Below are 24,904 nucleotides of genomic sequence, written 5' to 3'. Positions count from 1 at the left end.
ATCTTTATAGAGCATAAAAATGAAAAGGCTGTTTGTTTTATTTTGCTTATTGAGCAGCGCTCAGTTAGCGATGGCTCTTGAATACTGTAATGCAAAATTTGCCTACTGTGTCGATGTGCCTGACCAACTAAAATGGCTACCTGAGGCAGATAATGGAGATGGACGCCATTTTAAGTTGTCCAATTCCAATGCCGATATTTTAATCTTTGGCAGTTATACACCAAATGTCTTCTTTTATACAGATAGCGATTATCTGAAAGAGAAGCAACATCGATATAAGACAGATACCACAGTTACTTACGAGCTTTTAAAAGATAACACCTATACAGTGAGCGGCTACAGGGAAAACGGTCAAGTTTTCTATCATGTTATTAAGGTTGATGACGGTAAGGAAGCTGTCCTACACCTGAACTATTCCAAAAATGAAACGGGTAGGATGACTAAGATAGTCAAGCAAATGGCACGCTCTTTTGAGCTGTATTAAGCAGCCAGAAAATTTTACGCTAGTAATCGATATTTTAAGGAAAAACCATGCAAGCTTATAACACCCAAACAGGTATCGTTTGCCCACTCGATCGCGCAAACGTCGATACCGACCAAATCATTGCAAAGCAGTTTTTGAAGTCTATTAAACGTACTGGCTTCGGTGTCAATCTATTTGATGATTGGCGCTATCTAGACGAAGGCTATCCGGGTCAAGACAATAGCACGCGAGTGATTAACCCAGACTTTGTCTTAAACAAGCCGCGTTATCAAGGCGCGACTATCTTACTGGCACGCCGCAACTTTGGTTGTGGTTCTAGTCGTGAGCATGCGCCGTGGGCATTGTCAGAATACGGCTTTCGTACGGTGATTGCGCCAAGCTTTGCCGATATTTTTTATAACAACTGTTTTAAAAATGGCATGCTACCAATTGTCTTGGACGAGGCAATTGTAGATACCCTAATGAAAGATACGCTTGCTAACGAAGGCTATGAGCTAACCGCCGATCTTGAGCGCCAAGTGGTCATTACTTCAACTGGGGAAGAGTATCCTTTCGAAGTCGATGAATTTCGCAAACATTGCTTGCTAAATGGGTTGGATGATATCGGCTTAACGCTACAGCAAAGTGATGCTATCAAAGACTACGAGCATCAAATGATGCAAAAAACGCCTTGGATATTCAATGAAGTACGCGCGTAGAGAGTAACTCATAGACCAGTGGCTATAAAAAACCGATGAACAATAGTAACGCAGCGTTGAGTTATCGTGATGAACTGGCTAGAATGAAGGGTAACTTATCTTCCATATTAAATAGTAGCCGTCATTATGAATAAACAACGTTATGCTGTCTGGACAAGTATGGCTGTCGCTGTAAGCTTATTGTTAACAGGCTGTCAGTCATTGACGGGCTATAAACAAATAGACAAGGCAGATAGTGCAAAGGTACGAGTGGGAAATATTCAACCTATCACGGGTGAGGTGAATATTTCTTGCATAGGCACCTACCACTGCGAAATTGTGCAGATAGATAAAACCTTAGTGATTGCACCGGATACCCACGAGCCGGTCAGTCCTGACATGCTGGTTCTCATGCCTATGAATAAAACCGATCAGCGGGCACGAGCACAGATGAACATCGACATGACGCCACTTTCTAATGAAGGTGCTGTCAAAATCGTTCCGTTATCTGCTTCTGGTATGCCAGGACTGACCAATTACTACGCGCGGGTTAAACCTGCAAAACGCGAAGTACAGGTAAATTTCTATCCAGAAAATAACGTCGGCTATGTTGAACGTTTTGCGATTATTCATGATTTCGTCGAGCCAGGCACTTATCAGTTACATGCTTATCAAAAAAAATCTAGCGACAACTCAGGGAGCTTATTAGACACGGCATCGCCTGAGCCTTTATGCATTGAGCTGTCGCAAGACAGTAATTTGCAGCGGCGCTTTTGTAAACAGCTGGGCGCTGAGCATCAAGGGGAATTTGTAGAGACCAGTATTATTGAGAAAAAGTCCGCTCCATTAAAAGCCGTGGCTTGATACCTAGACTCTCAATTGGATGGTTCTGCAAAACCTAGCTTAATTAAAGACAACAACCTCTTCTGTGATGGCTATCATTATTGATGGTGGTCTATTATCGATAGTGGTCGTTTTGTAGAAGACGGTAATACAGCGCTAGCAGTACCTATTATAAAAACTTACTTACCCAAAAGGATCAGTATGGCAACGATTTTAACATTAGCGGGCGATGGTATTGGCCCTGAGATCATGACTCAAGCTGTTGATGTGCTCGAAGCGATTAATAAGAAATTTTCGTTAGGTTTGACCCTTGAAACTGGATTAATCGGTGGGGTGGCAGTCGATGCAACGGGTGAGCCTTTACCAGATGAGACACTAGCACGTGCGCGTGCTGCTGATGCCGTATTACTAGGTGCAGTTGGTGGACCTAAATGGGATGGTATCGAGCGTAGCAAACGCCCTGAGCGTGGCCTGCTTAAAATTCGCAGTGAGCTGGGTTTGTTTGCCAATCTACGTGTGGCAAAGCTGTATCCGCAGCTTGTCAATGCCTCTAGTATCAAGCCTGAGATTATCTCAGGTCTCGATTTACTGATTGTCCGGGAATTGACGGGCGGTATTTATTTTGGTGAGCCACGCGGTATCCGAACATTGGAAAACGGCGAGCAACAAGGCTATAACACCATGGTGTATAGCACCAGTGAGATTCAGCGTATCGGTAAGGTCGCTTTTGAATTGGCGCAAACACGCGCACAGGCAGCAGGTACGCCAGCCAAAGTTTGCTCGGTAGACAAGGCCAATGTCCTAGAAGTCACTGAACTGTGGAAGCAGACAATGATTGAGATGCAGCAAGCGGACTATAGCGATGTGGCGTTATCGCACATGTATGCTGACAATGCTTGTATGCAGCTGATCAAAAATCCCAAACAGTTTGATGTCATGGTAACGGGTAACATGTTCGGCGATATCTTGTCTGATGAAGCGGCTATGTTGACGGGCTCTATCGGGATGCTACCGTCTGCCAGTCTTGATGCCGCTGGCAAAGGTATGTATGAGCCATGTCATGGTTCAGCCCCTGATATTGCTGGTCAAGACAAAGCCAATCCATTAGCTACGATTCTTTCTGTCGCGATGATGCTACGCTATACCTTTAAGCAAGAACAAGCTGCCCAAGCGATTGAGCAGGCAGTCAGTGATGTTCTTGATGATGGTTTGCGCACCCTTGATATTCTAGATGCCAGTGAAGCCGCCTTAAAACAAGTAGGCTGCAAAGAAATGGGGCAAGCGGTGTTGGCTAAATTGGTATAAAAAACCACGCTAATAGCTGCTAAGGTTTCCACCATATTTTAGCTGTCTTATTTCGATATTAACTCCCATAAATTGCTCAGCAGTTTATGGGTTTTTTATGCGCCAAGGATTTAGCTGGACTTAAAAAAAGTACCGAAAAATACATTAGGCCGTGTCCTCATTTTAAAAATGAGGACACGGCCTAATGTATTTTAGTCAAATGGACGTCGTATTAACACAGACACCGCAGGATAAGGCGCTTAGTAACACAAAGCTGTTATATGCTCACAAGGGAATATGGCAATATAAACAACTTATCAGCAAGCAGTAATAACCTTTATTCATGCAAAGACTGCTCATAAAGAATTAAAACGATAGAGATTAATAGTAGATTAGAGCAATAAAACTTGATAAAGAAATTTTGATAAGGCAAATAATAATTTTAGGAGCACCACATGTATCAATTGACAAAAATAAGCACTGCGTTATTGGCGATCGGTTTATCAACCACTATTTTCATAGGTCAAAGCGTGGCAGCAACCACTGAAAATATGACAGCGACCGATGAAAGCACGCCATCAAGTAGCAGTAGTAATGTTATTAACACTAACAGCACTAACAGCACTAACAGCACTATTGCTAATGAATCTGCTACTAATAAGTCTGCTACCAATACACCTGCCATGGAAGCGACTGGTAGTACAGTGAAAGATAAGTCCACTGACATGAGTCCAGTGACCAATGGCGTTAGTCAAAAGCTGACAGGCAAGAGTAAAACTACCGTATCACTGAATAAATTTTTACCCACGATTAAATATAGCACAGAAAATTTACCAGAGATTGCTCAAAAAGTGAATAGCGCCAATTGGCAGGCGGGGATGAATATTAATCGCAATACTGGCACCAAGCTACAAGCATTATTAAATTGGCAGCACAGTGGCGTGGGTCCTGTTGACGGCTATTGGGGCAAAAATACCCGCAAAGCCATGCAAGCATTTCAAAAAGCCAATGGCTTGACGGTCACAGAAACGCTGAATACAGAAACGTGGCAAGCATTAACTAAAAACGACAAGCTGATGGCGCAACCAGTATTGGTGAGCTATCAGCTGACTGAGGCGGACGTTAATATTAAAACCACCACTATCCCAGCAGGGGCAAAAGAAAAAGCCAAGCTCGAGGGGATGTATTACGAAAGTGTGACCGAAGGGCTGGCAGAAAAATTTCATATTAGTGAAAAGTATCTAAAATCGCTCAATCCCACTGCCAGTTTTAGCGCAGGCGAAACCATCACCGTCTACAATCCTGGCAACCCTAATACCAAGCCTGTCAGCCGCGTGGTCGCTGATAGAGTGACCGAAACGCTCTATGCTTATGATGCCCAGGACAATTTGGTTGCCAGCTATCCAACCACTGTAGGTAGCACGGCGACACCATCGCCAACAGGCACGCACACCGTAGAAGTAAAAGTGCATGAGCCCAATTATACCTATACTGCCGATGACGGCAGTAAGGCGATTATTCCTCCCGGTCCTAATAATCCTGTGGGAATGGTATGGATTGGGCTAAGCAAACCTTCGTATGGTATTCATGGTTCGCCAGATCCTGCTCGTATCAGTCGCCAAGCCTCAGCAGGCTGTGTGCGCTTGACTAACTGGGATGCGTTAGCGCTGTTAGGCGTCATTCAAAATGGCGCGACAGTAGAGTTTAAGTAACGGTTCAGTATTAGGGCGTGTCATTAACAGGGTCTAATACCATTCATAAAAATTAGAGTAGCAAGGAAAACGAGTGTAAGTGCTACGCATTGTAGACTGAACAAGTTTGACACCGCTAATCGTACTTTTTGGGTTTGGTATAAATAAAGACCCGCGCTAGATAATCCTAAAAGCCAGACAAAAAAATACCGCTGTTAAATAGCGGTATTTTTTATGGCAAAACTAGCAACTAGAATATGATAGGCAATAATGAGTAGGTTAGCAGTGTCATTATTATTATCAGTTAAACCACTCAAGAATTTATATTAGCCAAAACCGTTTATTAATGAAACGTCTTGATACAAATGCTGTTATAACCATTCTAGTTGATAATCGTATTAGTTTTTGCCGCGATAAGTAATGCGACCTTTGGACAAATCATAAGGTGTCATTTCGACCTTAACTTTATCACCAGTCAAGATACGAATGTAATGCTTACGCATCTTACCTGAGATGTGCGCAATGATCTCGTGTCCGTTTTCTAAACGAACTTTAAACAATGTATTTGGAAGGGTATCAATAACTTCGCCTTCAAATTCAATAATATCGTCTTTTGCCATAATTTGTATCAATCAATTAAAAATAAGCCGACATTATACGTAAGTTTGCTGATTAAAGCAATACAGCCATAGGTTTTTACTTGACAGCTTGTAACCGTTATGTATACCAGCTTATATCAATCTAGTCAGGTAAATTCAACCAAATGGGCGTCAGAGGGGCATCCGGTAATAACTGCTGGAATCGTTCAGGATAGTAGGCGTTAATGAAATATAAACCATCTCCAGAGGCGGTAGGCGGTGCAATCGTACGGTCTTTTTTGGCTAAAATACGTAAAAAATCTGCCGGTTCTAGATGGTGCTTGCCGATGGCATATAAGGTGCCCATCAAGTTACGCACCATGTGGTGCAAAAAGCCATCTGCTTGGATGTCAAAAACGATAAACTGGCCATGAGCAAATAACCTAGCATGACTGACGGTTCGTATCGGCTGATTAGACTGACAAGCGGCAGCGCGGTAGCTGCTAAAATCGTGAATACCAACGATATCGGCAGCAGCTAACTGCATCGCTGCCAAATCAAGTGGCTCATAGATGTGCGTTACTTGATGATTCAAAATAGCGGGGCGCTGTGCTTGATTAAGAGTAATATAACGATAGCGGCGAGCAATGGCGCCAAAGCGCGCATGGAAGTCCGCTGGCATCGGCTGAATCCAGCGCAGGGCGATGTCATCGGGCAGCAGGCTATTGACGCCGCGCAACCAATTGTTTGAAGGTCGATAAGCGCGGGTAGTAAAATGGGCAATCATATTGCTGGCATGCACGCTGGCATCGGTACGACCAGCAGCGATTACTTCTACCGGTTCATTGGCGACCTTACCGATGGCAGTCTCTAGCGCTTGTTGGACGCCGAGCACTTCTCGTTGACGTTGCCAACCGTGGTAATGAGTACCCAAAAACTCAACCGCAATCGCTAAGGTATAAATGGGTGAATCGTCAGACGCTATATGCTTAATCTCAGTCATGGTATGTTCAGAATGTATACAGTTGAGTAGGAGGTAGTGGTCAGTTAGCGTTTTTTGATGGTCGTACCAGCTTGAGTGACATTATTTAACCAGCGCTGTCGACGCCTTGCAGGACTGTCATAACGCAGTAATAGCCACAATAAGCGAGCGTAAATAGCGGGAATCGTTAAGCGCCCACCGGCTATCACATGATAGTCATACTGCCAACTACCCGCAGCATAACTGTCACTCACTCCGCCAAAAGGCGATTGGCTGGCACATATGACCATATGTCCATGCTCATAAGCAAGCTGTAGAGCTGATGCTAATGCGTCTGAATAAGGAACATTGCCTGCACCAAACCCCAATAGCATAATGCCAGATGGCGGCTGCGACAATAATGCTTGTAGCTGATTGCTCATCACCTCAGTGTCATTAGGCAAACAGTATAAAGCATGGATGCGTACTTGCTCAGCGCGACTTTGAATAGCATCAATTATATCGTACTGGTCATCCAGCCAATGCTGCCGTCGTGTATCTGGTAACGTTCTGATATAGCTATTGGCCGGATAAGCGGCTCGAGAATGTCCAGTAAATGCCATCAGATCGTGACTGTGTATCTTTTGCACCGTTTGTGCTGGCCATGACTCGCCACTAAAGCAGATCTTAACACCAGATTCACCAGCTGCTGCCAGTTTTAAGGCGTCCGTCAGATTGTCCCACGCGTCACTGTTAGCATCGATGCTATAGTTATGCAAAACCTCACTGTCTAACAATGGGCGCATACTTCCAGTCACAACGACACAAATATCGCTGCCAGCAAAAGCTTCCGCTAAAAACGCCCCTAAATAACTTAAAGTGTCAGTACCAGTGATTAATACAAAGCGTCTGTCACCTTGTGCATAGGCGTTCATCAGGAGCGTGTAAAAATGTATAAAGTCGCTGGGCGTGAGCTGGCTGCTGTCTTTAATTAGGGTATTGTCGAGCCATGAAATCTGAGGTAGATTGCCCGAACTATCTTGCTCAACTAGCATTTGTTGCAATGTGGGTAAAAATATTTCTGCTGATAAAGGCGCTAAGGGTCGTCCGTAGCTACCAAAAGTGCCACCAGCATAAATGAGTTGAATGGGGTCGGATAAGTTTTTTGTCATAGCAGGTGATGGCATAATATTGGCACAGTCAAGGGAGGCAAAAAAAGAGACGAGAGAGCTTAGTAATGATAGGTAATATGATGATAGATAGTATAAAGGCTAAATGCAAAAAAAATCAGCAAGTATTTATTCTAAATGATTAGAGGATACTTGCTGATACGAGATGAGGAAATTAGGGCATGTCCTCATTCTTAGCGCCATTTAGGAGCTTTCGATTTAGGCGCTTTCGATCAGATTGAGGGCACGTCCTAATTATGCAGTACGATCAAGTAGCGTTTGAGCTTGTTGCTGCTGCTCGCTATTACCTTGAGTCATGACTTCGTTTAGCAAACGTTTGGCACTGTCATATTCACCCAATTGCAAATATTGACCAGCCAAGTCTAAAGTGACTTGATTGCTATCCAAGGTTTTAACAAAATCAAAGTCTGCGGCAAAACGTAAAGAGAAATCTTCTTTTGTTTCGACTTCATTGTAAGTAACAATCTCACTGTCCACTGTACTTACATCATACTCAGCATCGACTGGAGTCGTCGCCGTCGGTGCATCTGCTAGCGAGTCAAAATCAAAATCATCGTTTGCTAATGTATCTTCATCAAACGTCAATGGCGCAGTTGGTGCCATGCTTGACGCTTCAATGTGAGTATTTTCTAAAGCATTATTATCAAGTGGTTGATCTTTAAGGCTACTGTCTTCAAAGTCATTGCTTTCGAAATTATTGTTTTCAAAGCTGTCGTTTTCAAGATCATTGTCTTTAAAGTTGTTCTCTTCAAGGATAAAATCACCTAGATCATTATCTTCTGCAAGAGCAGGCTGTTCACTTTCTAAGACATTGTCTATAGCAACTGATTCATCAATATCGTCTAAAGACAATACAAAGTCGTCGTCACTATTCTGAGTCACATCTGTTGTAGTTTCGCCAGTCGCCTTGGCAGCATTTATATCCACACCAGCCTCTAAGTCTGAAAAATCTAAGACAAAGTCTTCATCTTCTAACATGATGTCTTGAGGCGCACTGTCAGTAGTGGAGCTGACAGAAGGTTCAGTAATATTATCCGTCTGCTCAGGCAAATCAAGGCCAAAATCAAAGTCGCTGATATCGTTGTCTTGAATGATAGGCGTAGTATCGCTAGCATCTAGAGTCAGATTTTCCTCTTCGACGATGTCGACCTGACTGACAGGCATAACGCTAGTAGCGGTTGGCTCGTCGCCATCATTTTCTAGGTCATTAAGTGTCAGGTCAAACGTGTCATCGACATTTTCAACAGTAGGATTGACATCATTAAAGTCATCAGACAGTCCTGATTTTTCAGTAGGTTCATCGATTAGAGGTGTGACCCTATCTTCAGCAATAACCGTATCTTGAACAGTCGGTGTATTGACGACTTGGCTGGCAGGTAAGTCAAAATCCAAACTTTCAAAGTCAGTATTTTGAGTATCTTTTGCCGCTACCGCATACTGTGCTGCTTGGTTTTGCTCTTCAGTGAGTAATGATTTTAGTTCATCGGCTTGTGCGATGCTTTTTGGGTCACTGTGATTTTTAATGTCATCATAGACGCGATAAAAGTCATCCGTTTGATTGGTAGTTGCGTATATACCTAAGAGCTTCAGCAATAACTGACTGTCATTGGGTTTTTCTATGAGACCACGACTGAGTGTTTCAATGGCTTTGTCATAGCGCTGTTGATTTATAAAGCGCTGCGCAACCGATAGGTTATCAAATTTGCCTTCGTTATCAGCACTTTGCTGCGTAGGACTGCGCTGCTTGGCTCCAGATGTAGTCGCTGGGTTGCTGGCTGCCAAATTCTTGTCGGCCTGCACAGCCGTAGGTGCTGATGGCTTCTGCGCCTTGTTCTTGCGCATTACCAAGACGGCTATGATTAAAATAAGTACCAGTCCGGCGATGATATATAGCATATTGTCCATAGTTACTCCCACGCCTACGATCACTGTTGCAGCACACTGCGCTGATCAGTCAGGCAATTATTGATTGCGTAATTTTTTGAGACGAGCTTGAAGCTCCGCCAGTTTTTGGTTTTGTAATTGCAATTTACTAGTATAACCGTCAAGCATGTTGTTGGTTTTTGACAGGCGCTGTGCTTGTGACGCAGCTCCTTGTCTAGAGGCTTTGAGCGTTGCTAAGGTCTCTGTACTGAGACCATTGCCCGTGGCCGTTGCTGCTTTAGCATTATTGCCGTCGGCGTTGCCATTTTTATCAGTATTAGAACTAGGTGCGAGCACAGAAAAACGCGCTTTTGGTAATGTCTGGGTTTTAGTGGCGGCTGGCTTTTCAGGGCTTTCAGGGTTTTGAGCTGCTTGAGTCGTCTCAGATGCTGCCTCAGTTGTGGTTTTAGCCGCTGGTTTTGGGGGCGCTGCTTTCTTGACGGTAGGGGTGTTTGCGCTCAGTCTATACTGTCTTTGAGCATTAATAGCCGCTTCCAAGTTTTGCTGTGATGGTACGACTTCATAATTGGGTAAGCTCAGCTTAGCATCCGCTTTTAGTTGATCTGCATCTTTATTGATAAAAGCATTCGGGTTTTGTGCCTGAATTTGTTTCATGACCGTTTGAACGTCTAGGTTATTTTTTTGGGCAATTTGCTGGGCAATAACCCATAAGCTATCGTTGCGCTGTACTTGATAGTCAACGGACGTGCTAGTAGCGCGATTGGTTGCTGTGTTAATTGTAGCGGCAGTATTGCTATTCACTGTAGTCGACCCTGCGGCAACAGCGCTAGAGGGGATGCTGCTTGGTGCAGTAGTAGTAATAGCGCTATTAGAATCTGATTTTGCCATTGATGCAGTGCTGGCAGCATTGTTATTCGGCATTGGCGATGCAGGAGCGTTGGCCTTGATGCCAGTACTGGTCTTATTGCTAGGCTGTATCTGTCTTATGATTTGTATATTTAAAATATCGAACTGTTTGTCAGTGATTCCAGCAATTGTCTTATTATTATTTGCCGTTGTACTGTCAGCCATGCTTTTATTGATCATTACTTTGTTTTCGACAGGGTTGCTAGTTGCCTTGTCAACAGGACTGATATCTACAGCGCTAGCAGCCGTTGTCATGACGTTGTTGCTAGCATTCAAACGCCCATTATCCAAGCGACTTGGGGAATAAATAGGACGATTGCTCTGCGGTGCATAGGTGGCTATTACTGGCAAGTTTGAGGTAACTGTCGCTGTCGCCGCTCTAGGCGTTGATATCAGTGGCGGCGGCGCACCTTTTCTAACCGTCAACGGTTTGGCGTTGGTAGCTGAAATGATAGGCAGATTGGGTTTCTTTGCACCGGTCACGATATTTTTAGAAGGTTTGTTAAATGGCTTAATAGGTATACTGTCATCAAGAGGCATGAGCAATGTCTTGGGAATGACATTGCGTTGACCACCGTCATTAATGGCTAAGACCACATCGGCAAAAGGCTTAGAAACGGGTTGCGTGGTGTTGATCAAAACTTGCCCGCTGCTCGCTGATGTGGGTCTAAAACTCACCGTCATTGAGTCCGTTGGCGTAAGCCCCATTTGTTGATAAATAACAGGATTGGCTAAGCTGGCTGAAAATTCAGCGGCTTTAATGTCAGTCACTATTATACTGGCGGCTAAAGGCTCGTGCTGCGCAGAGGTTACGACAGTCTTACCGATCGTTGCTGCCTGCGCACTAGACGATATAGCAATAGAGCCTATTGAATAAAGTAACGCCATCGACACCGCACAATTTACAGTAGTCAAGCGATGAGATAAATGACGAGACATGTGCAGCCCTTAGAGTGTGAGTTACTTGTGCTGTTATAACAAAATACGCTTTAGTTTACCAGTTTATTTCATAGACGTTACTTTTTAGTAGCTACTAAAAAGTAACGTTGACTAATAATGCCCAATAATGTTGCAACTTTAAAGGTATTACCTGATTTTTTTGTCAAGGAGCATCGCATCGCCATAGCTAAAAAAGCGATATTCAGCTTGGATAGCATGTTGATACGCCTGTTCGATAGCGGCCTTGCCTGCAAATGCTGATACGAGCATCAATAGGGTAGACTTGGGTAAGTGAAAGTTAGTCAATAAACGATCTATGACTCCAAATTTAAATCCAGGATAGATAAAGATATCGGTGTCGCCTGACCAGCTAGCAAGTGCTTTGCCGTCAGCCGCTGTTTTTTGATACGCTGTTTCGAGTACGCGCGTCACCGTCGTACCAATAGCGATGACTTGCTTACCATTCGCATGGGTTTGATTGATAAGGTCGGCGGTCGGTTGTGGTAGATGCGCATATTCGCTGTGCATGGTGTGGTTGAGTAAGTTATCGGTTTTTACAGGGGCAAAAGTACCCGCGCCAACGTGTAGCGTGACAAACGCTGTATTAATGCCTTTTGCTGCAAGCTTGCTTAATACATTCTCATCAAAATGCAGACTGGCTGTGGGTGCGGCAACGCTGGCAAGCTTGGCTGGATCATGAAAAACCGTTTGGTAACGGGTATTGTCCGTAGCATCGGCATGACGCTCAAAGTAGGGCGGAATGGGCAATTCACCATAAAGCTCTAAATGAGGCAAAATAGGCGCGTCAAACGCTAGGATAAATAAATTGTCTTGGCGACCAATCATCACGCAGCCCATATGATCATCCGCAAGCGCCAGTCTCTGACCAAGCTTTGGGGCTTTACTGGCTTTCACATGGCAAAGCGCGACATGTGCTCTCGTAACTGGCTGCTCATCTGTCGTCATTAAGTGCAGAGTCGTTATGTCCAAATCCGAGATCTCAACCAAACGTTCAATCAATACTTCAACCTTGCCGCCGGTATCCTTTTGACCAAACAAGCGCGCTTTCATAACCTTGGTATCGTTAAATACGATCAAATCGCCTGCATTTAATAGATCAGGTAACTCAGCAAATAAACGATCTTCGGCTTGACTGACCCTATCACCATGATGGTCGGCAGGCAGATATAATAATTTTGAGGCGGAGCGTTCTGACAACGGGTAGCGAGCAATCAGAGTATCTGGTAGCTCATAATCGTAATCGTCTACGCTTAAATAGTCTAATATATCAGCGTTTGTATCAGTATGAATGGCGGTATTACTATCGGCAGCTACAGGGCGAGAGTCGGTCATAATCAGTCTTTAAATAGATAGGAATTTTGGCGTAATTGTAGCAGAAATGAGCATATGAAGGGATAGTTTGCAAAAGGATAAACTGGTATAAAAGCTATTTTGATTATTCAAATAGCCTAAGCAATTACAATAAACAGTAGCTTACTGCTTTAACAATAGAAATTCATTAGGTTATTCAAAAAGGTTTAACTGTGGCAGTAATTGCGTGGCAGGAGTTAATGAAGAATAAGTGACCCCAACTAACCTAATAGGAAGGTCACGTGGAATGTCTAAAAATAGCTTATCAAGCCAATAATGAGCAGAGTTAGCATTGGAGAATGCCGTCGATAAGGTGTGTGAGCGCGTAATTTGAGTAAAATCTGCATATTTTATTTTTAGGGTAATGGTATAAGCAATTAGCTGTTTTTTTTGCATTTGTCCAAATGCATCGTCATTTTGCTCGTAGATTTGGGCTCTTAGTGCATCATTATCACTTAAATTGTCTCGGAATGTGGTCTCAGAACCCACAGATTTATGCGTGCGCTCAGATTTGACAGGGCGCTCATCACGACCATGAGCAATATCGTGATAAAACTGGCCGCGTTTGCCAAACTCCTGCACCAATACGGCGGCTGGCATGCGTCGAAGATCAGCGCCATTGCTCACGCCCATCGCATGGAGGCGCGTAGCAGTTGCCTTACCAATACCGTGAAAACGCTCAATAGGTAGCGTACTGATAAACGCATCAGCATCGGCTGGGGTGATAATCGCTGTGCCATTCGGTTTGTTGATATCAGAAGCAATTTTTGCCAGCATCTTATTAAACGACACCCCAGCAGAGGCAGTTAATCCGGTCTGTTCTAAGATTTGCGCCCGTAACCAATTGGCCATCAAAGTTGCAGAACCTTGCTGGAATTGCAAGCCAGTAACATCGAGATAAGCTTCATCTAGAGATAAGGGTTCAACATGCGGGGTCAAGCGGTGCATGATACTGCGGATATCACTGCTGACAGCACGGTAGACATCAAAGCGTGGTCGTACAAACACCACTTCTGGACAGCGTTTGCGTGCCTCGTAACAGGACATTGCAGACCGCACACCAAATTTGCGCACTTCATAGCTCGCCGCTGCCACCACACCGCGACCATTTGGGTCGCCGCCCACTACCAAGGGCTTGCCGCGTAACTCAGGGAAGTCGCGCTGTTCAACACTGGCATAAAATGCATCCATGTCGATGTGAATAATCTTACGCGGGCTAGGGTTGATAGAAGCGGTCATGACCACTATTTTACCTGATTTTATGGTTATTTTGGTATTGATTGTTAGGTATATGAATGAGTTACAGCGATGTTTTTGAACCTATTCATGCAAAAGGAATAACGGCAATCAGCAACTTTTATTTGAAGGTTTTGAGCGTTAATGTGCTTTTATTAATGCAGCTGTCTGTATCGACCATATATAAGTAAAGAGCTGCTGCATGAGTTATTGTTAGGCATAAAAAAACCTCCGACTAGGGAGGCTTTTTTATTTTAAAAATGGTACCAGTGGTCGGACTCGAACCGACACGCTTTATAGGCAACGGATTTTGAATCCGTCATGTCTACCAATTCCATCACACTGGCATGTTAGATAATAAAGTTTATAATGCGAACTTTATTGAATTGGGCTACAGGGTTAACTCTGTATAGGCTGCGTATTATAGCAGCCTATTTTTGAGCGTCAAGAATTATTTATAATAATTGTGATTTTAATCAAATTAATCTTAACCGACAAACGCTCTTTCGACCGCATAGTCGGCTTGAACGCCCATGCGTGGTGACACAGTGAGACCGAAACCATCTAGAATCTCAGAGACTTCCGCATTAAACGGCATGCTGCCACATATCATGACACGGTCATCGTCTTTGTTAATTGGCGGTAAACCAATATCTTCAAAGAGTTTGCCTGATCTCATCAAATCGGTAACGCGGCCTTGGTTTCTAAATTCTTCGCGAGTAACCGTTGGGTAATAAATGAACTTCTCGCGGAACCATTCACCAAAGATTTCATCGTTGGGCAGCTCATTTTCGAACATATCACGATAAGCCAAGTCATCGACATGGCGTACACCATGCACCATGATGACTTTATCAAAGCGTTCATAGACTTCAGGATCACGTGCCAAGGCCAAAAATGGCGCAAGCCCAGTACCAGTCGACAGCATATAAAGGTGTTTGGCTGGTAGTAAATCATCTAAGACGAGCGTACCCGTGGGTTTTTTGCTGACCAACAGCTCATCGCCGACCTTGATGTGCTGTAGGCGTGACGTCAAAGGACCATCTGGAACCTTGATAGAGAAGAACTCTAAATGATCTTCGTAGTTGGGGCTAGCAATCGAATAAGCGCGTAAGAGTGGTCTGCCATCGACAACGATACCAATCATCGCAAACTCGCCATTGCGAAAGCGCAAACCATCGTCACGTGTGGTTTTGATGCTAAATAAGGCATCATTCCAATGATGAACCTCTGTGACCGTTTCGGTGCGAAGTTTTGACATAAAGTCCTCGTTAATAAATCACTATTTTTATCGTTAAGTGTAAATGAGTATTAAATTGAAATTTTCAATGATATGTTTTGGGGGCTAACAATATATAAATGGGTAATCATCAAAATTGCTAATAACGGCTCATACTTTGAAATATCTGTTATCTATAAACCAATAAGGTCATAAATTTATGAATCAATTTATAAGGCGTTTTTCCACTTTCATACTAGGGCGTGTCCTCAATTGAACCGATAGCGATCTAAATGGGCTAAAAGTGGTTAAATCTTGCCAAACATCGTCAATTAGCTAGGTAATATCTCGATATTATCTGCGCTATTTTCCTTGTTTGACTGCAATTTACCTCACTTTTATCCTCATTTTTAAAATGAGGACACGCCCTAGGAATTGTACAGTAATAGCGAGAGTTTTTATCCTCATGGGCAATACCGCTGTCGTATGAATGCAAGCCATTCTCAATAAATTTCTCGATCATAATACCAAACTTTAAAATAAAAATCTGTCTAGCGGCCGCTATGTAGCATGATAAAATGGAATATCGTTAGTGAGTAATTTTGTATGATTGAGCCAACTGTCTTAATAAGGGCCGTTTGCCATCATTGGAGTGGATATATGTCTGACCATAATGCATCTTTGGATGACCATCATCGAGCACCTATTATTGGCTATCATCGTGCGCCGCTTTCACAGAAGTTTGGCGCGCCAAGGCAACCGAATTTGGTGGCCTTGACCAGTGTGATTGAGATGCTAGCGCCTTATGACACCCCAGCGGCATTCATTGGTTTGGAAGCATTTAGTCATATTTGGATCAGTTGGCAGTTTCATCATAATTATGTGGATAAAACCAATCACGCGACTAAAGATAAACAGGTAAATAAAGCAGACAGCAGCTTTCGCCCGCAAGTTCGACCACCAAGGCTTGGTGGTAATCAGAAAATAGGGGTATTTGCCAGTCGCAGTATGTATCGACCATCCGCTTTGGGATTGTCTGTGGTCAAGTTTGAGCGTATTGAAATAGTACAAGGTCGAGTGTTACTTATTATCAGCGGTGCTGATATGATAGATGGCACGCCCATTATCGATATCAAACCTTATGTGGCTTATAGTGATGCATTAGTGCATGCAAAAAGTGGCTTTGCGCCTTCTGCACCCATGTCATTGGATGTGACTATAACGGAGTTTGCTTACCATCAATTTACACAAATGGTGGTCAATCAACAGCCTTATAAAGAACCTAGTGAACTATGTATGGTAGCGGCAGTCATTGACAAGGTAAGAACGCAGCTCATACGATCTGACCTCGATGCTATCAAAGCATTAATTGCACAAGATCCACGTCCTGCCTATCGCCGTGAGGAAATAAATAAACAGTTTGTTATGCGCTATAAGTCTGTCGATGTTAGTTTTCAGTTGATAGAATCGGGACAGTTGCAGATCACGGACGTTGTAGCAGTGGTTTTGTAGCGTGAGAGAGTAGCGCGTTCTGTATGTCGTTTTTATTTATACCAATTTATCGACATCATAAAACGGTTGGTTTGCAAAAAAATTCTAATAAAAGAAGAAAAATATGTCTGCTCAAAAGTATTCGATCGTGATTGATTTGCGTTGGTGCCTAGATGAATTATTGGCGGATAAGGTGATTGATCAGCGTGGCTACAATTTGGTGATTACCAGTCGTCGTGATAAGGCGCAGCATCCGCTCCTAACGATTAGTGAATTTGGCTTACCCAATGGACATGCTTTGGATAATGAGCAACAACAGAAATTGACACTGCCATGGCTCAATGAATGGCTGTCTGTCAAAGCAGATATGCCGTTCGTGCGTATCGATCCGCTGAAAGTTGATGTGCCAGCCGTCACGCAGTTGATGTCTTTTGAATATGCTCGCTCGCAGCATATTTTGCCGATTGAGGTGACAATTGATGAAGTCGTCATCGGCACCGACCAGCCTTTTTATAGTGATTGGCATGGCAATATTGAAAAGCTCATTAAGTCCAAAAGCTTTCGTACGGTATTTATCAATCCTGAACAGATCAACCGCTATCGGCAAGAGTTCTATCAAGTCACGCAAGCGATTGCAGGAGCAAATAGCATCCACAAGCGGGCGGCGGCGGATGTCACCAATGTCGAGGCATTATTGCAATTGGGTGACAATACCAACCCTGATGCCAATGACCAACATATCGTCAAAGTCGTCGATTGGTTGTTGCAATATGCCTTTGAGCAGCGCGCCAGCGATATTCATTTAGAGCCGCGCCGTGAGACCGGAAAAGTGCGTTTTCGTATTGATGGCGTGCTACATACCGTCTACGAGATGCCGCTGGCGATTATCGTCGCGGTGACGGCGCGGATTAAAATTTTAGGACGTTTAAATGTCGCAGAAAAACGCAAACCACAAGATGGACGGCTAAAAACCCGTACGCCAAAAGGTCTAGAAACTGAGCTGCGCCTATCGACGATGCCGACTGCCTTTGGCGAAAAGCTGGTCATGCGGGTATTTGACCCCGAAGTGCTGGTGCGCTCCTTTGCTCAGCTTGGTTTGTCAGGTAAGCAGCTTGATACTTGGCATGAGCTGACTGCTCATCCAAACGGCATTATCTTGGTCACTGGTCCGACTGGCTCAGGTAAGACCACGACGTTATACAGTACGCTTAAGCAGCTCGCCACTGAGCAGGTCAACGTCTGTACGATTGAAGACCCGATCGAGATGATTGAGCCAGCCTTTAATCAAATGCAGGTGAATCCAGGGGTTGATCTGCACTTCGCTGATGGTATTCGCTCGTTGATGAGGCAAGATCCAGACATCATTATGGTTGGTGAGATTCGCGATGCTGAGACTGCCAATATGGCGGTGCAAGCATCACTGACTGGGCACTTGGTGCTCTCGACGTTGCATACCAATGATGCGCCAAGTTCACTCACTCGCTTGCATGATTTGGGTATTCAGCCGTTTTTAACCTCAGCGACCATATTAGGCGTCATGGCACAGCGTCTACTACGGACATTATGTCCGCACTGCAAAAAAGCGCTGGATGTGACTGCAGATAGTGAAATTGCAGTTCAATGGCAGGAATTGGTTCAACCTTGGCGCGCGCCCGTGCCAGCACAAATTTATATAGCGCAGGGCTGCGAGCATTGCCGTCATACAGGCTATCAAGGTCGAATCGGTCTGTATGAAATTATGCCGCTATCGAATGAGCTCAAAAAACTGGTCGCTGCTGATGCCAATTTGGACGTGCTAAAGCAGCAAGCGTATCGCGAAGGCGTGCAGCCGTTGCGCTTATCGGGCGCAAAGCGAATTAGTGAAGGCGTGACGACCTTAGAAGAGGTGATGCGAGTGGTGCCATTGCATTGACATCAAATAGCCGATGCTCGCTGTGGTAAAACGTCGCTTTATGACTTGATTATTTAACGCTCCCAGCGTACATTTTGGCGAATAATTTTGGCTGGTGTACCAGCAATCATGCAGTTGGGCGTCTCGACTGGTTTATTGACAAATGCCCCAGCTGCAATGATACAACCGCTGGCGATAGAGACGTTTTTAGAGATGGTCACATTGGCGGCAATCCAAATATGGTCTCCTAAAATGACGTCTGTATGTGCCTTATTCACTCGCGCGTTAGTGTCTATATCATAGACCTTGTGAACGTCAGTCGCTCGAATTTCGATACCACGTGATATCATGCATGACTGACCAATGGTCACACTTTTATCGCGAGCCAAAATATAGCAATCGATGGCGGTGGTATGATGACCGATATAAATATGCAGATGATTACCGACAACCAATAATTGCCCCGAAAACTTAACCTGCTCTCCAATCGTGACTTGATTATGGTTGCCATTGATGTCAATTTTTAACTGATTAAATTTACCACCCTGACCGATAGTGATTTGATTGTCATGGCCTTTGCGAATGGTAATGGTCGAATTACCAATGATGCGTGCGTCTTTAGCAATACTAATATGATTATCATGCCCTTTATCTTGTAATAAAAACCGCTTTTTGTATAACCGTTTGGGTAACAATGCTTTTATGATCGGAGAAAGGCTGATGGTTTTTTTGTGGTTCATAATAAAAGGCTTATGAGAAGTGAGTAGAAGGCGTAATGTTTTCGCTAGCGCATGGCTTTTATGGTTGGTTAGCTGTCTTTATATCAAGGCTCATGTCAAGGCTCATGTCAAGAATATAGTCAGCTTTGATACCGTTTCAGACACGGTTAACCATACCTCTGATAGTGTACCGCTAAACTTTACTTGAAAACAGCTGCCTTTGGGGCAATCAATACGACTGTTACTAATATGATTGTTACCAATACGACTGTCACTTTGAAGACTTATCCCTAATATTTTTATTTATTCATTTTTATTAACGAGAGTATTTATGTTTACTGATAGCCATTGCCATCTTAATCGTCTAGATTTAACCAAGTATGATGGTCAATTGTCTGGTGCGATTGACGCAATGAAAGCCGCCAATGTTACTCGGGCAATGGCGATTATGTGTGATTTTGCTGAATATGATGAGATTGCCCATATCGTCAGCACCTATGGCGATGAGACGCTAAATCTTGGTATGAGCGTCGGTATCCATCCTTGTGAAGATATCAGTATCTTGCAATCAGCGACGGTCGAACGTTTAATCGAAACGGCTGATGCCGACCATGTATGGGCGATTGGGGAAACGGGGCTGGATTATTATTGGTCAACTGAAAATAAAAAAGAGCAGCAAGCCAGCCTTGCCCGTCACATTCATGCCAGTCAAAGTTTAAAAAAACCACTCGTCATACATATGCGCGATGCCAAAGAAGATACGATTGATATCTTAAAGGCGGAAGGCGCTGAGCACGGTATTATTCATTGCTTTACCGAAGATTGGGAGACAGCCAAGCGGGCGCTAGATTTAGGGTTTTATATCTCATTCTCAGGTATTGTCAGTTTCAAAAGCGCACAAACCATCAAAGATGCCGCAAAAAACATGCCTAGAGACCGACTGCTTATCGAAACCGACAGTCCTTATCTAGCACCTGTGCCTAAACGTGGTAAACCCAATGAGCCAGCCTATGTGCCCTACGTGGCAAGTTGTTTGGCAGATATGTATGGTTGTAGTAGTGATGAGGTTGGGGCATTGACCGCAAAAAACTTTGAAAATTTACTGGCACAGTACCATTAAAATCGTTATGCTATGACCACTCAGTCATTTATTAGATAGTCTTATTGCTTTACGCTATTTGTACTTATTATCCCGAGCGTAAGCATATGATTATTAATGACTATTTAGCAAACATAAGCATATCTCCTTTGGTGATTTTCGAGTAGACTTTGTATGACCTCATACACTTGTCACCGACGCACTAATCCATTCGAGGGTCATATGTTTAATCTTGTCAGGTTTTAGGAGAGATTATGAGTCGTCAGCATCAGTTCAAGGCACGAGAAGAAAATATCTTAGCGATGGCAGAGCAATTGCTACTTGAGTCAGGCGATGGTGATATCACTTTAGACAGTTTGGCGGATCAGCTGGACTTAGCTAAAGGGACGCTATATAAGCATTTCTCCAGTAAAGATGAGCTCTATTTGCGTATTATTATCCGCTATGAAGAGCAGTTGTTTGAGATTAATCGAATCGATGATTGTCCTTCGGCAGGCGTTGCTCGTATGATTTTTCAGCAACTGTTTAATCCACAAAAAGCCATGCTACTCAATCAAATCGAAGAGCGTTTAGCAGCATCGGTGACGGGTCTCAATCGCTTATTTGGTGAGCTGTATGATATTCGCCGTCAGCGTATGAAGCGTCTGATTGACATCATCAGTGCTTATTTGAGAGATGAGCACAGTAACTTGAGTACGCGTGACTATTTGTCCTCTATTTGGGCGATGGGTCAAGGCGGTGCGGGACTATTAAACTCAAGCTTTTATCAGCGTTATTTGGGTCGCCGTGATACCCTGCGTTATGCTTTTGTCCAGCAAATGCTTGAGTTGCCTAGTCATTATCCTGCCGACGACGAAGAAGTCATGGATGAAGATATGCAAGAGCTGGTAGAGCAAATTGATACTGAGTCAGAAGAACATCGCAATACCAATTACTAGGGCCTGTAGGCATTTACATAAATTTAAAAGCATCCGTGTTGTAATATTCTTATTGCAACACGCCAAAGTTGCCAAGGTTTGAGTGACGAGAACTCTCAAGAAATTACGCTCTGTGTGAGCCTACTATATCTATCACTCTGCTATGTTTACCACTTTATATAACAGACCCTAATCATAGGCCAATAGGTGCAATATGCCGGTCACTGCTAAGACTCAGTCCAGTTCAGTGGTCGCTTGCCATTTAGGCTTAGCAAGTCAACACTCACTATATACTGAAAAGGCTAATAGTTCGGTCGCTCGTACCGGCTGCAATGTAGCTATAGTAAAAACTCCTCCCGTTTTATCCTCTAAAATATCAAAAAACACCCATGCGCAAGCTGGTTTTACCCTCGTTGAAATCGTGGTAGTGGTGGTGATTCTGTCCATCTTTGCTGGCATGATGAGCTTGTCAGTTGGTAGTAGTGAGTCCCGAAAAAACCGTGCCTTTTATGAACACCTTACCGATTCATTGAGTTACGTTCGGCTGTTATCAGCTGAGCGTATGCAGCCGATGGGCTTAAGCTTACAAGCAAATAAACAAAGTCAAGTAAATCCGGTCATCGTCACCTTATCGAATCCCTATATTGCCTATCAAACCGCTGATATCACCTCAGACGGTAAGGACAGCCGTCCCAAAAACGCTATGGAATTGTCTACAGATTTGTCGGGTACGAAAGGCGAAATACCAACACCAAGTTGGGAGATTGAACCAGAAGTCACGTTGCCTGAAATGCCTGATGGGGTTAGTTTGAGTGTGCAAAGCTTAGACGCTGGCAACGCTGGCAACGCTGTAAATGCAGGACAGAATCAGACGCTACAGCCTTGGTTTACCGATCAGACGGTACCTCAAATACTCTGGTTTGGCACGGGGCAAGCAACGCCTGTAACGATCGAAGTACGTCATAATTCGCGTTTGGTGGGTGAGGTAATTACTATCATGCCGGACGGTAGTATGTCGTTAGGACAGGGACTATAGCTGATGGTTAAGTTATCAAAATTGCCTATCAATTCGGCTACTAGGCCTAGCGAAGATACCTTTTTAAAGTCGACACGCGAAAGCGGTTTTACCTTGATTGAGGTGATGGTCGCATTAGCGATTTTAGCTGTAGTCGCTGTCGCTGCTAGCCGTGCCAGCAGTGCGTATCTCAGCTCGGTTGATGTGTTGCGTACCCGTACGCTGGCTCATTTCGTTGCCCAAAATGCGGCGGCTGATCTACAGATCCAAGAGACATGGCTGACCGCTAATAGCAGCCAAACGCTTAATGCGCAAGGTCGGGATTGGCAAGTAGTGATGACAGTCGGTGATACCATTACCCCAGCATTGAAACAAGTTACTATCGCTGTCGCGCCTATTATCGATGGACAGACAGGCAACACAGTGACGGATATTAAGGTACTGTTAAGTAATACCGAACAAGATGTGGGTAGTTTGGATTTAGCAAGCTCAAATTCAAGTGGAGGTAACCCGTGAGACAGCAGCGCGGCTTTACCTTACTTGAGCTGATGGTTGCTATGGCAATATTTGCGATGTTGGCAGTGGCTGGTTGGCAAGTGTTTGATAGTGTGAACCGCGCCCGTGAGCGCGCACAATTTCATGCTGATAATCTGGCTGTCTTGCAATATGCCTATTTGCAGCTACAACAAGATATGGGGCAAATCATTCCTTATCAGTCACCCACGACGCAAGATGCCCGTACTCAAGATACCCGTACTCAAGATATTAGTGTCGCAAATAGTGGCAACGAAAGCAGCCAAGACAATGCGATAGAGCCTGAGCCTTTTATGAGCCTAGATGGCGAGCGTGTCAGCTTCGTACGCTTTGCAGATCCTGACCCACGCTACCAAACTAGTACGAGTATGCAGCACGTCGAATATATTTTTGCCGATGAGCGCTTGATTCGCCGTCAATATACTAGCCTCGCAACGGGGCCTGATAGCGTTAGTTTGGATAGTGTATTGTTGGAAGGGGTGACCGCAGCACGCTGGCAGGCCTATTTACCAGAGATAGCGACGAAGTTCCCTGACGAAAATAATAGCAGTAATAACAACAATACGAATAGCGCCTCTGGGCAAGCGACTAATACAGCGAGTAGCCAAGCTGAGGCTAAGTTATTACCAAAAGGTATTGCCGTCAGCTTCACTTATCAAGATATGCCTATCACTTGGCAATGGGCACTTGCGCCGCAGCCATTCCCTCGTAGTAGTATGCAAAATACACCTAGTAGTAAAAGTGATAACAGCAACAATAATGGCAGTAATGACGATAATACTAATGGTAGCAATACTGCTAACGCTGGTGTGGGAAATGCTAATTTATAAGGTATTGAAAATGTGTCCTTGTACCAATCAGAGAGGTCGCTTATGTCAATGACAGCGCATTCTCAGCGCGGGGTAGCGCTGCTGACTATATTGCTACTGGTGGTTAGTATTACGGTGGTCGCAGGGGCGATGCTTGCCAGTCAAAAAATTGCTATCAGGCGTAGTGGCTTATTGTTTGACCAGAATCAGTTATTACAAGACATTAACGCCGGTCAGCAGTTGGCAGTGACCTTGATTCGTGCGGATGATAAGCTCAATGATACGGATAGCGAGCAAGATATTTGGGCGCAGCCAATACCGCCTTATGCCTTAGATAATCATAGCATCAGCATCGAACTGCGCGACGAGGCCAGTCGTTTTAATATTAATAACTTATATCAGAATGGTGCGGTTAATACGGCAGACTTGGCTGTCTTTCAAAGACTCTTAACACAATTAAATCTAGAGCCCGATATCGCCATTGCGGTACTGGATTATCAAGATGCAGATGGTGAGGTCTATCAAGATGGCGGTGATGAGAGCGTGGTATATTCGCAGCAGCGTAGCGGGGCAGTAGATGGCACATTACCGAACCAGCCATTTCTTAGCATCGATCAGCTACAAGACGTTCGAGGAATAGGCGCTGAAGTACTGGCGGCGCTACGCCCTTACGTTACTGCCGTCCCTTATTATGTGCCTATCAATGTCAATACCGCCAGCCCTGAATTGCTGGCGTCTTTGGTGGACGGTGTGACTAGCGAGCAGATGCGTGGGTTGACCGAGATGAGGCGCAAGCAGGTCTTGCCATCTATTGATGAATTATGGCAATTGCCACAATTGGGAGGCATTAATGCAGAGCAGCGAGCAGCATTAACGCCATTGTTAGCCGTTGACAGTCAGGCTTTTACGGCGCTTATCACGGCAACAGATAGTGCCAATACAGGTCAAACACGGCAACGTTTTGCTACTGTCTTGATTAGCAAAGCTGCCACTGGTGATGGTGAGACCGACAATAGTAGTGCTGCTAATAGCGATGCTAATAGCAATGATGCCAACAGTGCGGGTAATAACGATAAGAGCAAAACAGCGAAGTCAATTAAGGTTATTACGCAGCGTCTGTGGGCATTTCGGCCGAGTTTTTAATCCGCACTCAAAGGTTTTGGAGA

The 24,904-nt window shown here is 44.2% G+C and carries 22 protein-coding genes and 1 tRNA gene; 13 read left to right on the top strand and 10 right to left on the bottom strand.

Annotated features, from left to right (window positions below; all coding sequences use genetic code 11):
• Positions 1-19 precede the first annotated feature (19 nt).
• From IOD06_RS02365 to IOD06_RS02345, 5 genes are all read left to right on the top strand, one after another.
• Positions 20-484: a hypothetical protein gene (locus IOD06_RS02365; protein WP_194618913.1), complete on the top strand. Its 465-nt coding sequence runs from the start codon at positions 20-22 to the stop codon at positions 482-484.
• 47 nt (positions 485-531) lie between these two features.
• Positions 532-1,182 carry a 3-isopropylmalate dehydratase small subunit gene (gene leuD / locus IOD06_RS02360; protein ID WP_194618911.1) on the top strand — a complete coding sequence of 217 codons (651 nt, stop codon included), beginning with the start codon at positions 532-534 and terminating at the stop codon, positions 1,180-1,182.
• A 126-nt stretch (positions 1,183-1,308) separates the two neighbouring features.
• Complete coding sequence (locus tag IOD06_RS02355; protein ID WP_194618909.1) at positions 1,309-2,025, top strand: hypothetical protein; 717 nt, start codon at positions 1,309-1,311, stop codon at positions 2,023-2,025.
• Between the two features lie 180 nt (positions 2,026-2,205).
• Positions 2,206-3,309 carry a 3-isopropylmalate dehydrogenase gene (leuB, locus tag IOD06_RS02350; RefSeq protein ID WP_194618907.1) on the top strand — a complete coding sequence of 368 codons (1,104 nt, stop codon included), beginning with the start codon at positions 2,206-2,208 and terminating at the stop codon, positions 3,307-3,309.
• A 434-nt stretch (positions 3,310-3,743) separates the two neighbouring features.
• Positions 3,744-5,000: a L,D-transpeptidase family protein gene (locus tag IOD06_RS02345; RefSeq protein ID WP_194618906.1), complete on the top strand. Its 1,257-nt coding sequence runs from the start codon at positions 3,744-3,746 to the stop codon at positions 4,998-5,000.
• Between the two features lie 377 nt (positions 5,001-5,377).
• On the opposite strand, the gene infA is transcribed toward IOD06_RS02345, so the two are convergent.
• The 9 genes from infA to IOD06_RS02300 all read right to left on the bottom strand — a co-directional run bounded on the left by infA (position 5,378) and on the right by IOD06_RS02300 (position 15,305).
• Entirely contained in the window at positions 5,378-5,599 is a 222-nt protein-coding gene (infA, locus tag IOD06_RS02340) for a translation initiation factor IF-1 (RefSeq protein ID WP_021814850.1), read from the bottom strand.
• 121 nt (positions 5,600-5,720) lie between these two features.
• Positions 5,721-6,560 carry a tRNA pseudouridine(38-40) synthase TruA gene (gene truA, locus IOD06_RS02335; protein ID WP_194618905.1) on the bottom strand — a complete coding sequence of 280 codons (840 nt, stop codon included), beginning with the start codon at positions 6,558-6,560 and terminating at the stop codon, positions 5,721-5,723.
• Between the two features lie 44 nt (positions 6,561-6,604).
• Positions 6,605-7,690, bottom strand: coding sequence for an asparaginase (locus IOD06_RS02330; RefSeq protein ID WP_227669847.1), 1,086 nt, complete (start codon positions 7,688-7,690; stop codon positions 6,605-6,607).
• Positions 7,691-7,942: 252 nt separating this feature from the next.
• Positions 7,943-9,613: a FimV/HubP family polar landmark protein gene (locus tag IOD06_RS02325; RefSeq protein WP_194618903.1), complete on the bottom strand. Its 1,671-nt coding sequence runs from the start codon at positions 9,611-9,613 to the stop codon at positions 7,943-7,945.
• A gap of 57 nt (positions 9,614-9,670) precedes the next feature.
• Positions 9,671-11,437 (bottom strand): FimV family protein, encoded by a 1,767-nt coding sequence (locus IOD06_RS02320; protein ID WP_194618902.1) that lies wholly within the window; start codon positions 11,435-11,437, stop codon positions 9,671-9,673.
• Positions 11,438-11,584: 147 nt separating this feature from the next.
• Positions 11,585-12,790, bottom strand: coding sequence for a tRNA preQ1(34) S-adenosylmethionine ribosyltransferase-isomerase QueA (gene queA, locus IOD06_RS02315; RefSeq protein WP_194618901.1), 1,206 nt, complete (start codon positions 12,788-12,790; stop codon positions 11,585-11,587).
• A gap of 171 nt (positions 12,791-12,961) precedes the next feature.
• Positions 12,962-14,047 (bottom strand): DNA polymerase IV, encoded by a 1,086-nt coding sequence (gene dinB / locus IOD06_RS02310; protein WP_194618899.1) that lies wholly within the window; start codon positions 14,045-14,047, stop codon positions 12,962-12,964.
• A gap of 258 nt (positions 14,048-14,305) precedes the next feature.
• Positions 14,306-14,391: transfer RNA gene (locus IOD06_RS02305), tRNA-Leu, on the bottom strand.
• 140 nt (positions 14,392-14,531) lie between these two features.
• Positions 14,532-15,305, bottom strand: coding sequence for a ferredoxin--NADP reductase (locus IOD06_RS02300; protein WP_010199805.1), 774 nt, complete (start codon positions 15,303-15,305; stop codon positions 14,532-14,534).
• A 618-nt stretch (positions 15,306-15,923) separates the two neighbouring features.
• Here IOD06_RS02300 and tsaA point away from each other — a divergent pair.
• Both tsaA and IOD06_RS02290 read left to right on the top strand, forming a co-directional pair.
• On the top strand, positions 15,924-16,775 hold the full coding sequence (tsaA, locus tag IOD06_RS02295; protein ID WP_194618897.1) for a tRNA (N6-threonylcarbamoyladenosine(37)-N6)-methyltransferase TrmO: 852 nt from the start codon (positions 15,924-15,926) through the stop codon (positions 16,773-16,775).
• Positions 16,776-16,878: 103 nt separating this feature from the next.
• Entirely contained in the window at positions 16,879-18,666 is a 1,788-nt protein-coding gene (locus IOD06_RS02290; RefSeq protein ID WP_194618895.1) for a GspE/PulE family protein, read from the top strand.
• Positions 18,667-18,719: 53 nt separating this feature from the next.
• Here IOD06_RS02290 and IOD06_RS02285 read toward each other — a convergent pair whose 3' ends face one another.
• Positions 18,720-19,385 carry an acyltransferase gene (locus tag IOD06_RS02285; RefSeq protein ID WP_189581111.1) on the bottom strand — a complete coding sequence of 222 codons (666 nt, stop codon included), beginning with the start codon at positions 19,383-19,385 and terminating at the stop codon, positions 18,720-18,722.
• A gap of 310 nt (positions 19,386-19,695) precedes the next feature.
• Here IOD06_RS02285 and IOD06_RS02280 point away from each other — a divergent pair, with 310 nt between their 5' ends.
• The 6 genes from IOD06_RS02280 (at position 19,696) to gspK (ending at position 24,881) form a co-directional block, all read left to right on the top strand.
• Entirely contained in the window at positions 19,696-20,484 is a 789-nt protein-coding gene (locus tag IOD06_RS02280) for a TatD family hydrolase (RefSeq protein WP_189581114.1), read from the top strand.
• Positions 20,485-20,717: 233 nt separating this feature from the next.
• Positions 20,718-21,401 carry a TetR/AcrR family transcriptional regulator gene (locus IOD06_RS02275; RefSeq protein WP_194618893.1) on the top strand — a complete coding sequence of 228 codons (684 nt, stop codon included), beginning with the start codon at positions 20,718-20,720 and terminating at the stop codon, positions 21,399-21,401.
• A gap of 193 nt (positions 21,402-21,594) precedes the next feature.
• The gene (locus IOD06_RS02270) at positions 21,595-22,416 is read left to right on the top strand and encodes a prepilin-type N-terminal cleavage/methylation domain-containing protein (protein WP_194618891.1); all 822 of its coding nucleotides are present in this window, start codon (positions 21,595-21,597) and stop codon (positions 22,414-22,416) included.
• 3 nt (positions 22,417-22,419) lie between these two features.
• Entirely contained in the window at positions 22,420-22,911 is a 492-nt protein-coding gene (gene gspI / locus IOD06_RS02265) for a type II secretion system minor pseudopilin GspI (protein ID WP_194618889.1), read from the top strand.
• On the top strand, positions 22,908-23,759 hold the full coding sequence (gene gspJ / locus IOD06_RS02260) for a type II secretion system minor pseudopilin GspJ (RefSeq protein ID WP_194618887.1): 852 nt from the start codon (positions 22,908-22,910) through the stop codon (positions 23,757-23,759). Before gspI ends, gspJ begins: the two co-directional genes overlap by 4 nt.
• A gap of 42 nt (positions 23,760-23,801) precedes the next feature.
• Positions 23,802-24,881 carry a type II secretion system minor pseudopilin GspK gene (gspK, locus tag IOD06_RS02255; protein WP_227669846.1) on the top strand — a complete coding sequence of 360 codons (1,080 nt, stop codon included), beginning with the start codon at positions 23,802-23,804 and terminating at the stop codon, positions 24,879-24,881.
• The last annotated feature ends 23 nt before the right edge of the window (positions 24,882-24,904 follow it).

The organism is Psychrobacter sp. N25K4-3-2 (assembly GCF_015351755.1).
GTDB classification, from domain to species: Bacteria; Pseudomonadota; Gammaproteobacteria; order Pseudomonadales; family Moraxellaceae; genus Psychrobacter; species Psychrobacter glaciei.
Note: the sequence above shows the minus strand (reverse complement) of the source record. Positions and strands in the feature narration are given on the sequence as shown.

What these genes read in the sequence shown, in the direction of transcription:
- IOD06_RS02365 (WP_194618913.1), top strand. Translation starts at nt 20, where the DNA reads ATGAAAAGGCTGTTTGTTTTATTTTGCTTATTGAGCAGCGCTCAGTTA.
- leuD (WP_194618911.1), top strand. Translation starts at nt 532, where the DNA reads ATGCAAGCTTATAACACCCAAACAGGTATCGTTTGCCCACTCGATCGC.
- IOD06_RS02355 (WP_194618909.1), top strand. Translation starts at nt 1,309, where the DNA reads ATGAATAAACAACGTTATGCTGTCTGGACAAGTATGGCTGTCGCTGTA.
- leuB (WP_194618907.1), top strand. Translation starts at nt 2,206, where the DNA reads ATGGCAACGATTTTAACATTAGCGGGCGATGGTATTGGCCCTGAGATC.
- IOD06_RS02345 (WP_194618906.1), top strand. Translation starts at nt 3,744, where the DNA reads ATGTATCAATTGACAAAAATAAGCACTGCGTTATTGGCGATCGGTTTA.
- infA (WP_021814850.1), bottom strand. Translation starts at nt 5,599, where the DNA reads ATGGCAAAAGACGATATTATTGAATTTGAAGGCGAAGTTATTGATACC.
- truA (WP_194618905.1), bottom strand. Translation starts at nt 6,560, where the DNA reads ATGACTGAGATTAAGCATATAGCGTCTGACGATTCACCCATTTATACC.
- IOD06_RS02330 (WP_227669847.1), bottom strand. Translation starts at nt 7,690, where the DNA reads ATGACAAAAAACTTATCCGACCCCATTCAACTCATTTATGCTGGTGGC.
- IOD06_RS02325 (WP_194618903.1), bottom strand. Translation starts at nt 9,613, where the DNA reads ATGGACAATATGCTATATATCATCGCCGGACTGGTACTTATTTTAATC.
- IOD06_RS02320 (WP_194618902.1), bottom strand. Translation starts at nt 11,437, where the DNA reads ATGTCTCGTCATTTATCTCATCGCTTGACTACTGTAAATTGTGCGGTG.
- queA (WP_194618901.1), bottom strand. Translation starts at nt 12,790, where the DNA reads ATGACCGACTCTCGCCCTGTAGCTGCCGATAGTAATACCGCCATTCAT.
- dinB (WP_194618899.1), bottom strand. Translation starts at nt 14,047, where the DNA reads ATGACCGCTTCTATCAACCCTAGCCCGCGTAAGATTATTCACATCGAC.
- IOD06_RS02300 (WP_010199805.1), bottom strand. Translation starts at nt 15,305, where the DNA reads ATGTCAAAACTTCGCACCGAAACGGTCACAGAGGTTCATCATTGGAAT.
- tsaA (WP_194618897.1), top strand. Translation starts at nt 15,924, where the DNA reads ATGTCTGACCATAATGCATCTTTGGATGACCATCATCGAGCACCTATT.
- IOD06_RS02290 (WP_194618895.1), top strand. Translation starts at nt 16,879, where the DNA reads ATGTCTGCTCAAAAGTATTCGATCGTGATTGATTTGCGTTGGTGCCTA.
- IOD06_RS02285 (WP_189581111.1), bottom strand. Translation starts at nt 19,385, where the DNA reads ATGAACCACAAAAAAACCATCAGCCTTTCTCCGATCATAAAAGCATTG.
- IOD06_RS02280 (WP_189581114.1), top strand. Translation starts at nt 19,696, where the DNA reads ATGTTTACTGATAGCCATTGCCATCTTAATCGTCTAGATTTAACCAAG.
- IOD06_RS02275 (WP_194618893.1), top strand. Translation starts at nt 20,718, where the DNA reads ATGAGTCGTCAGCATCAGTTCAAGGCACGAGAAGAAAATATCTTAGCG.
- IOD06_RS02270 (WP_194618891.1), top strand. Translation starts at nt 21,595, where the DNA reads ATGCCGGTCACTGCTAAGACTCAGTCCAGTTCAGTGGTCGCTTGCCAT.
- gspI (WP_194618889.1), top strand. Translation starts at nt 22,420, where the DNA reads ATGGTTAAGTTATCAAAATTGCCTATCAATTCGGCTACTAGGCCTAGC.
- gspK (WP_227669846.1), top strand. Translation starts at nt 23,802, where the DNA reads ATGTCAATGACAGCGCATTCTCAGCGCGGGGTAGCGCTGCTGACTATA.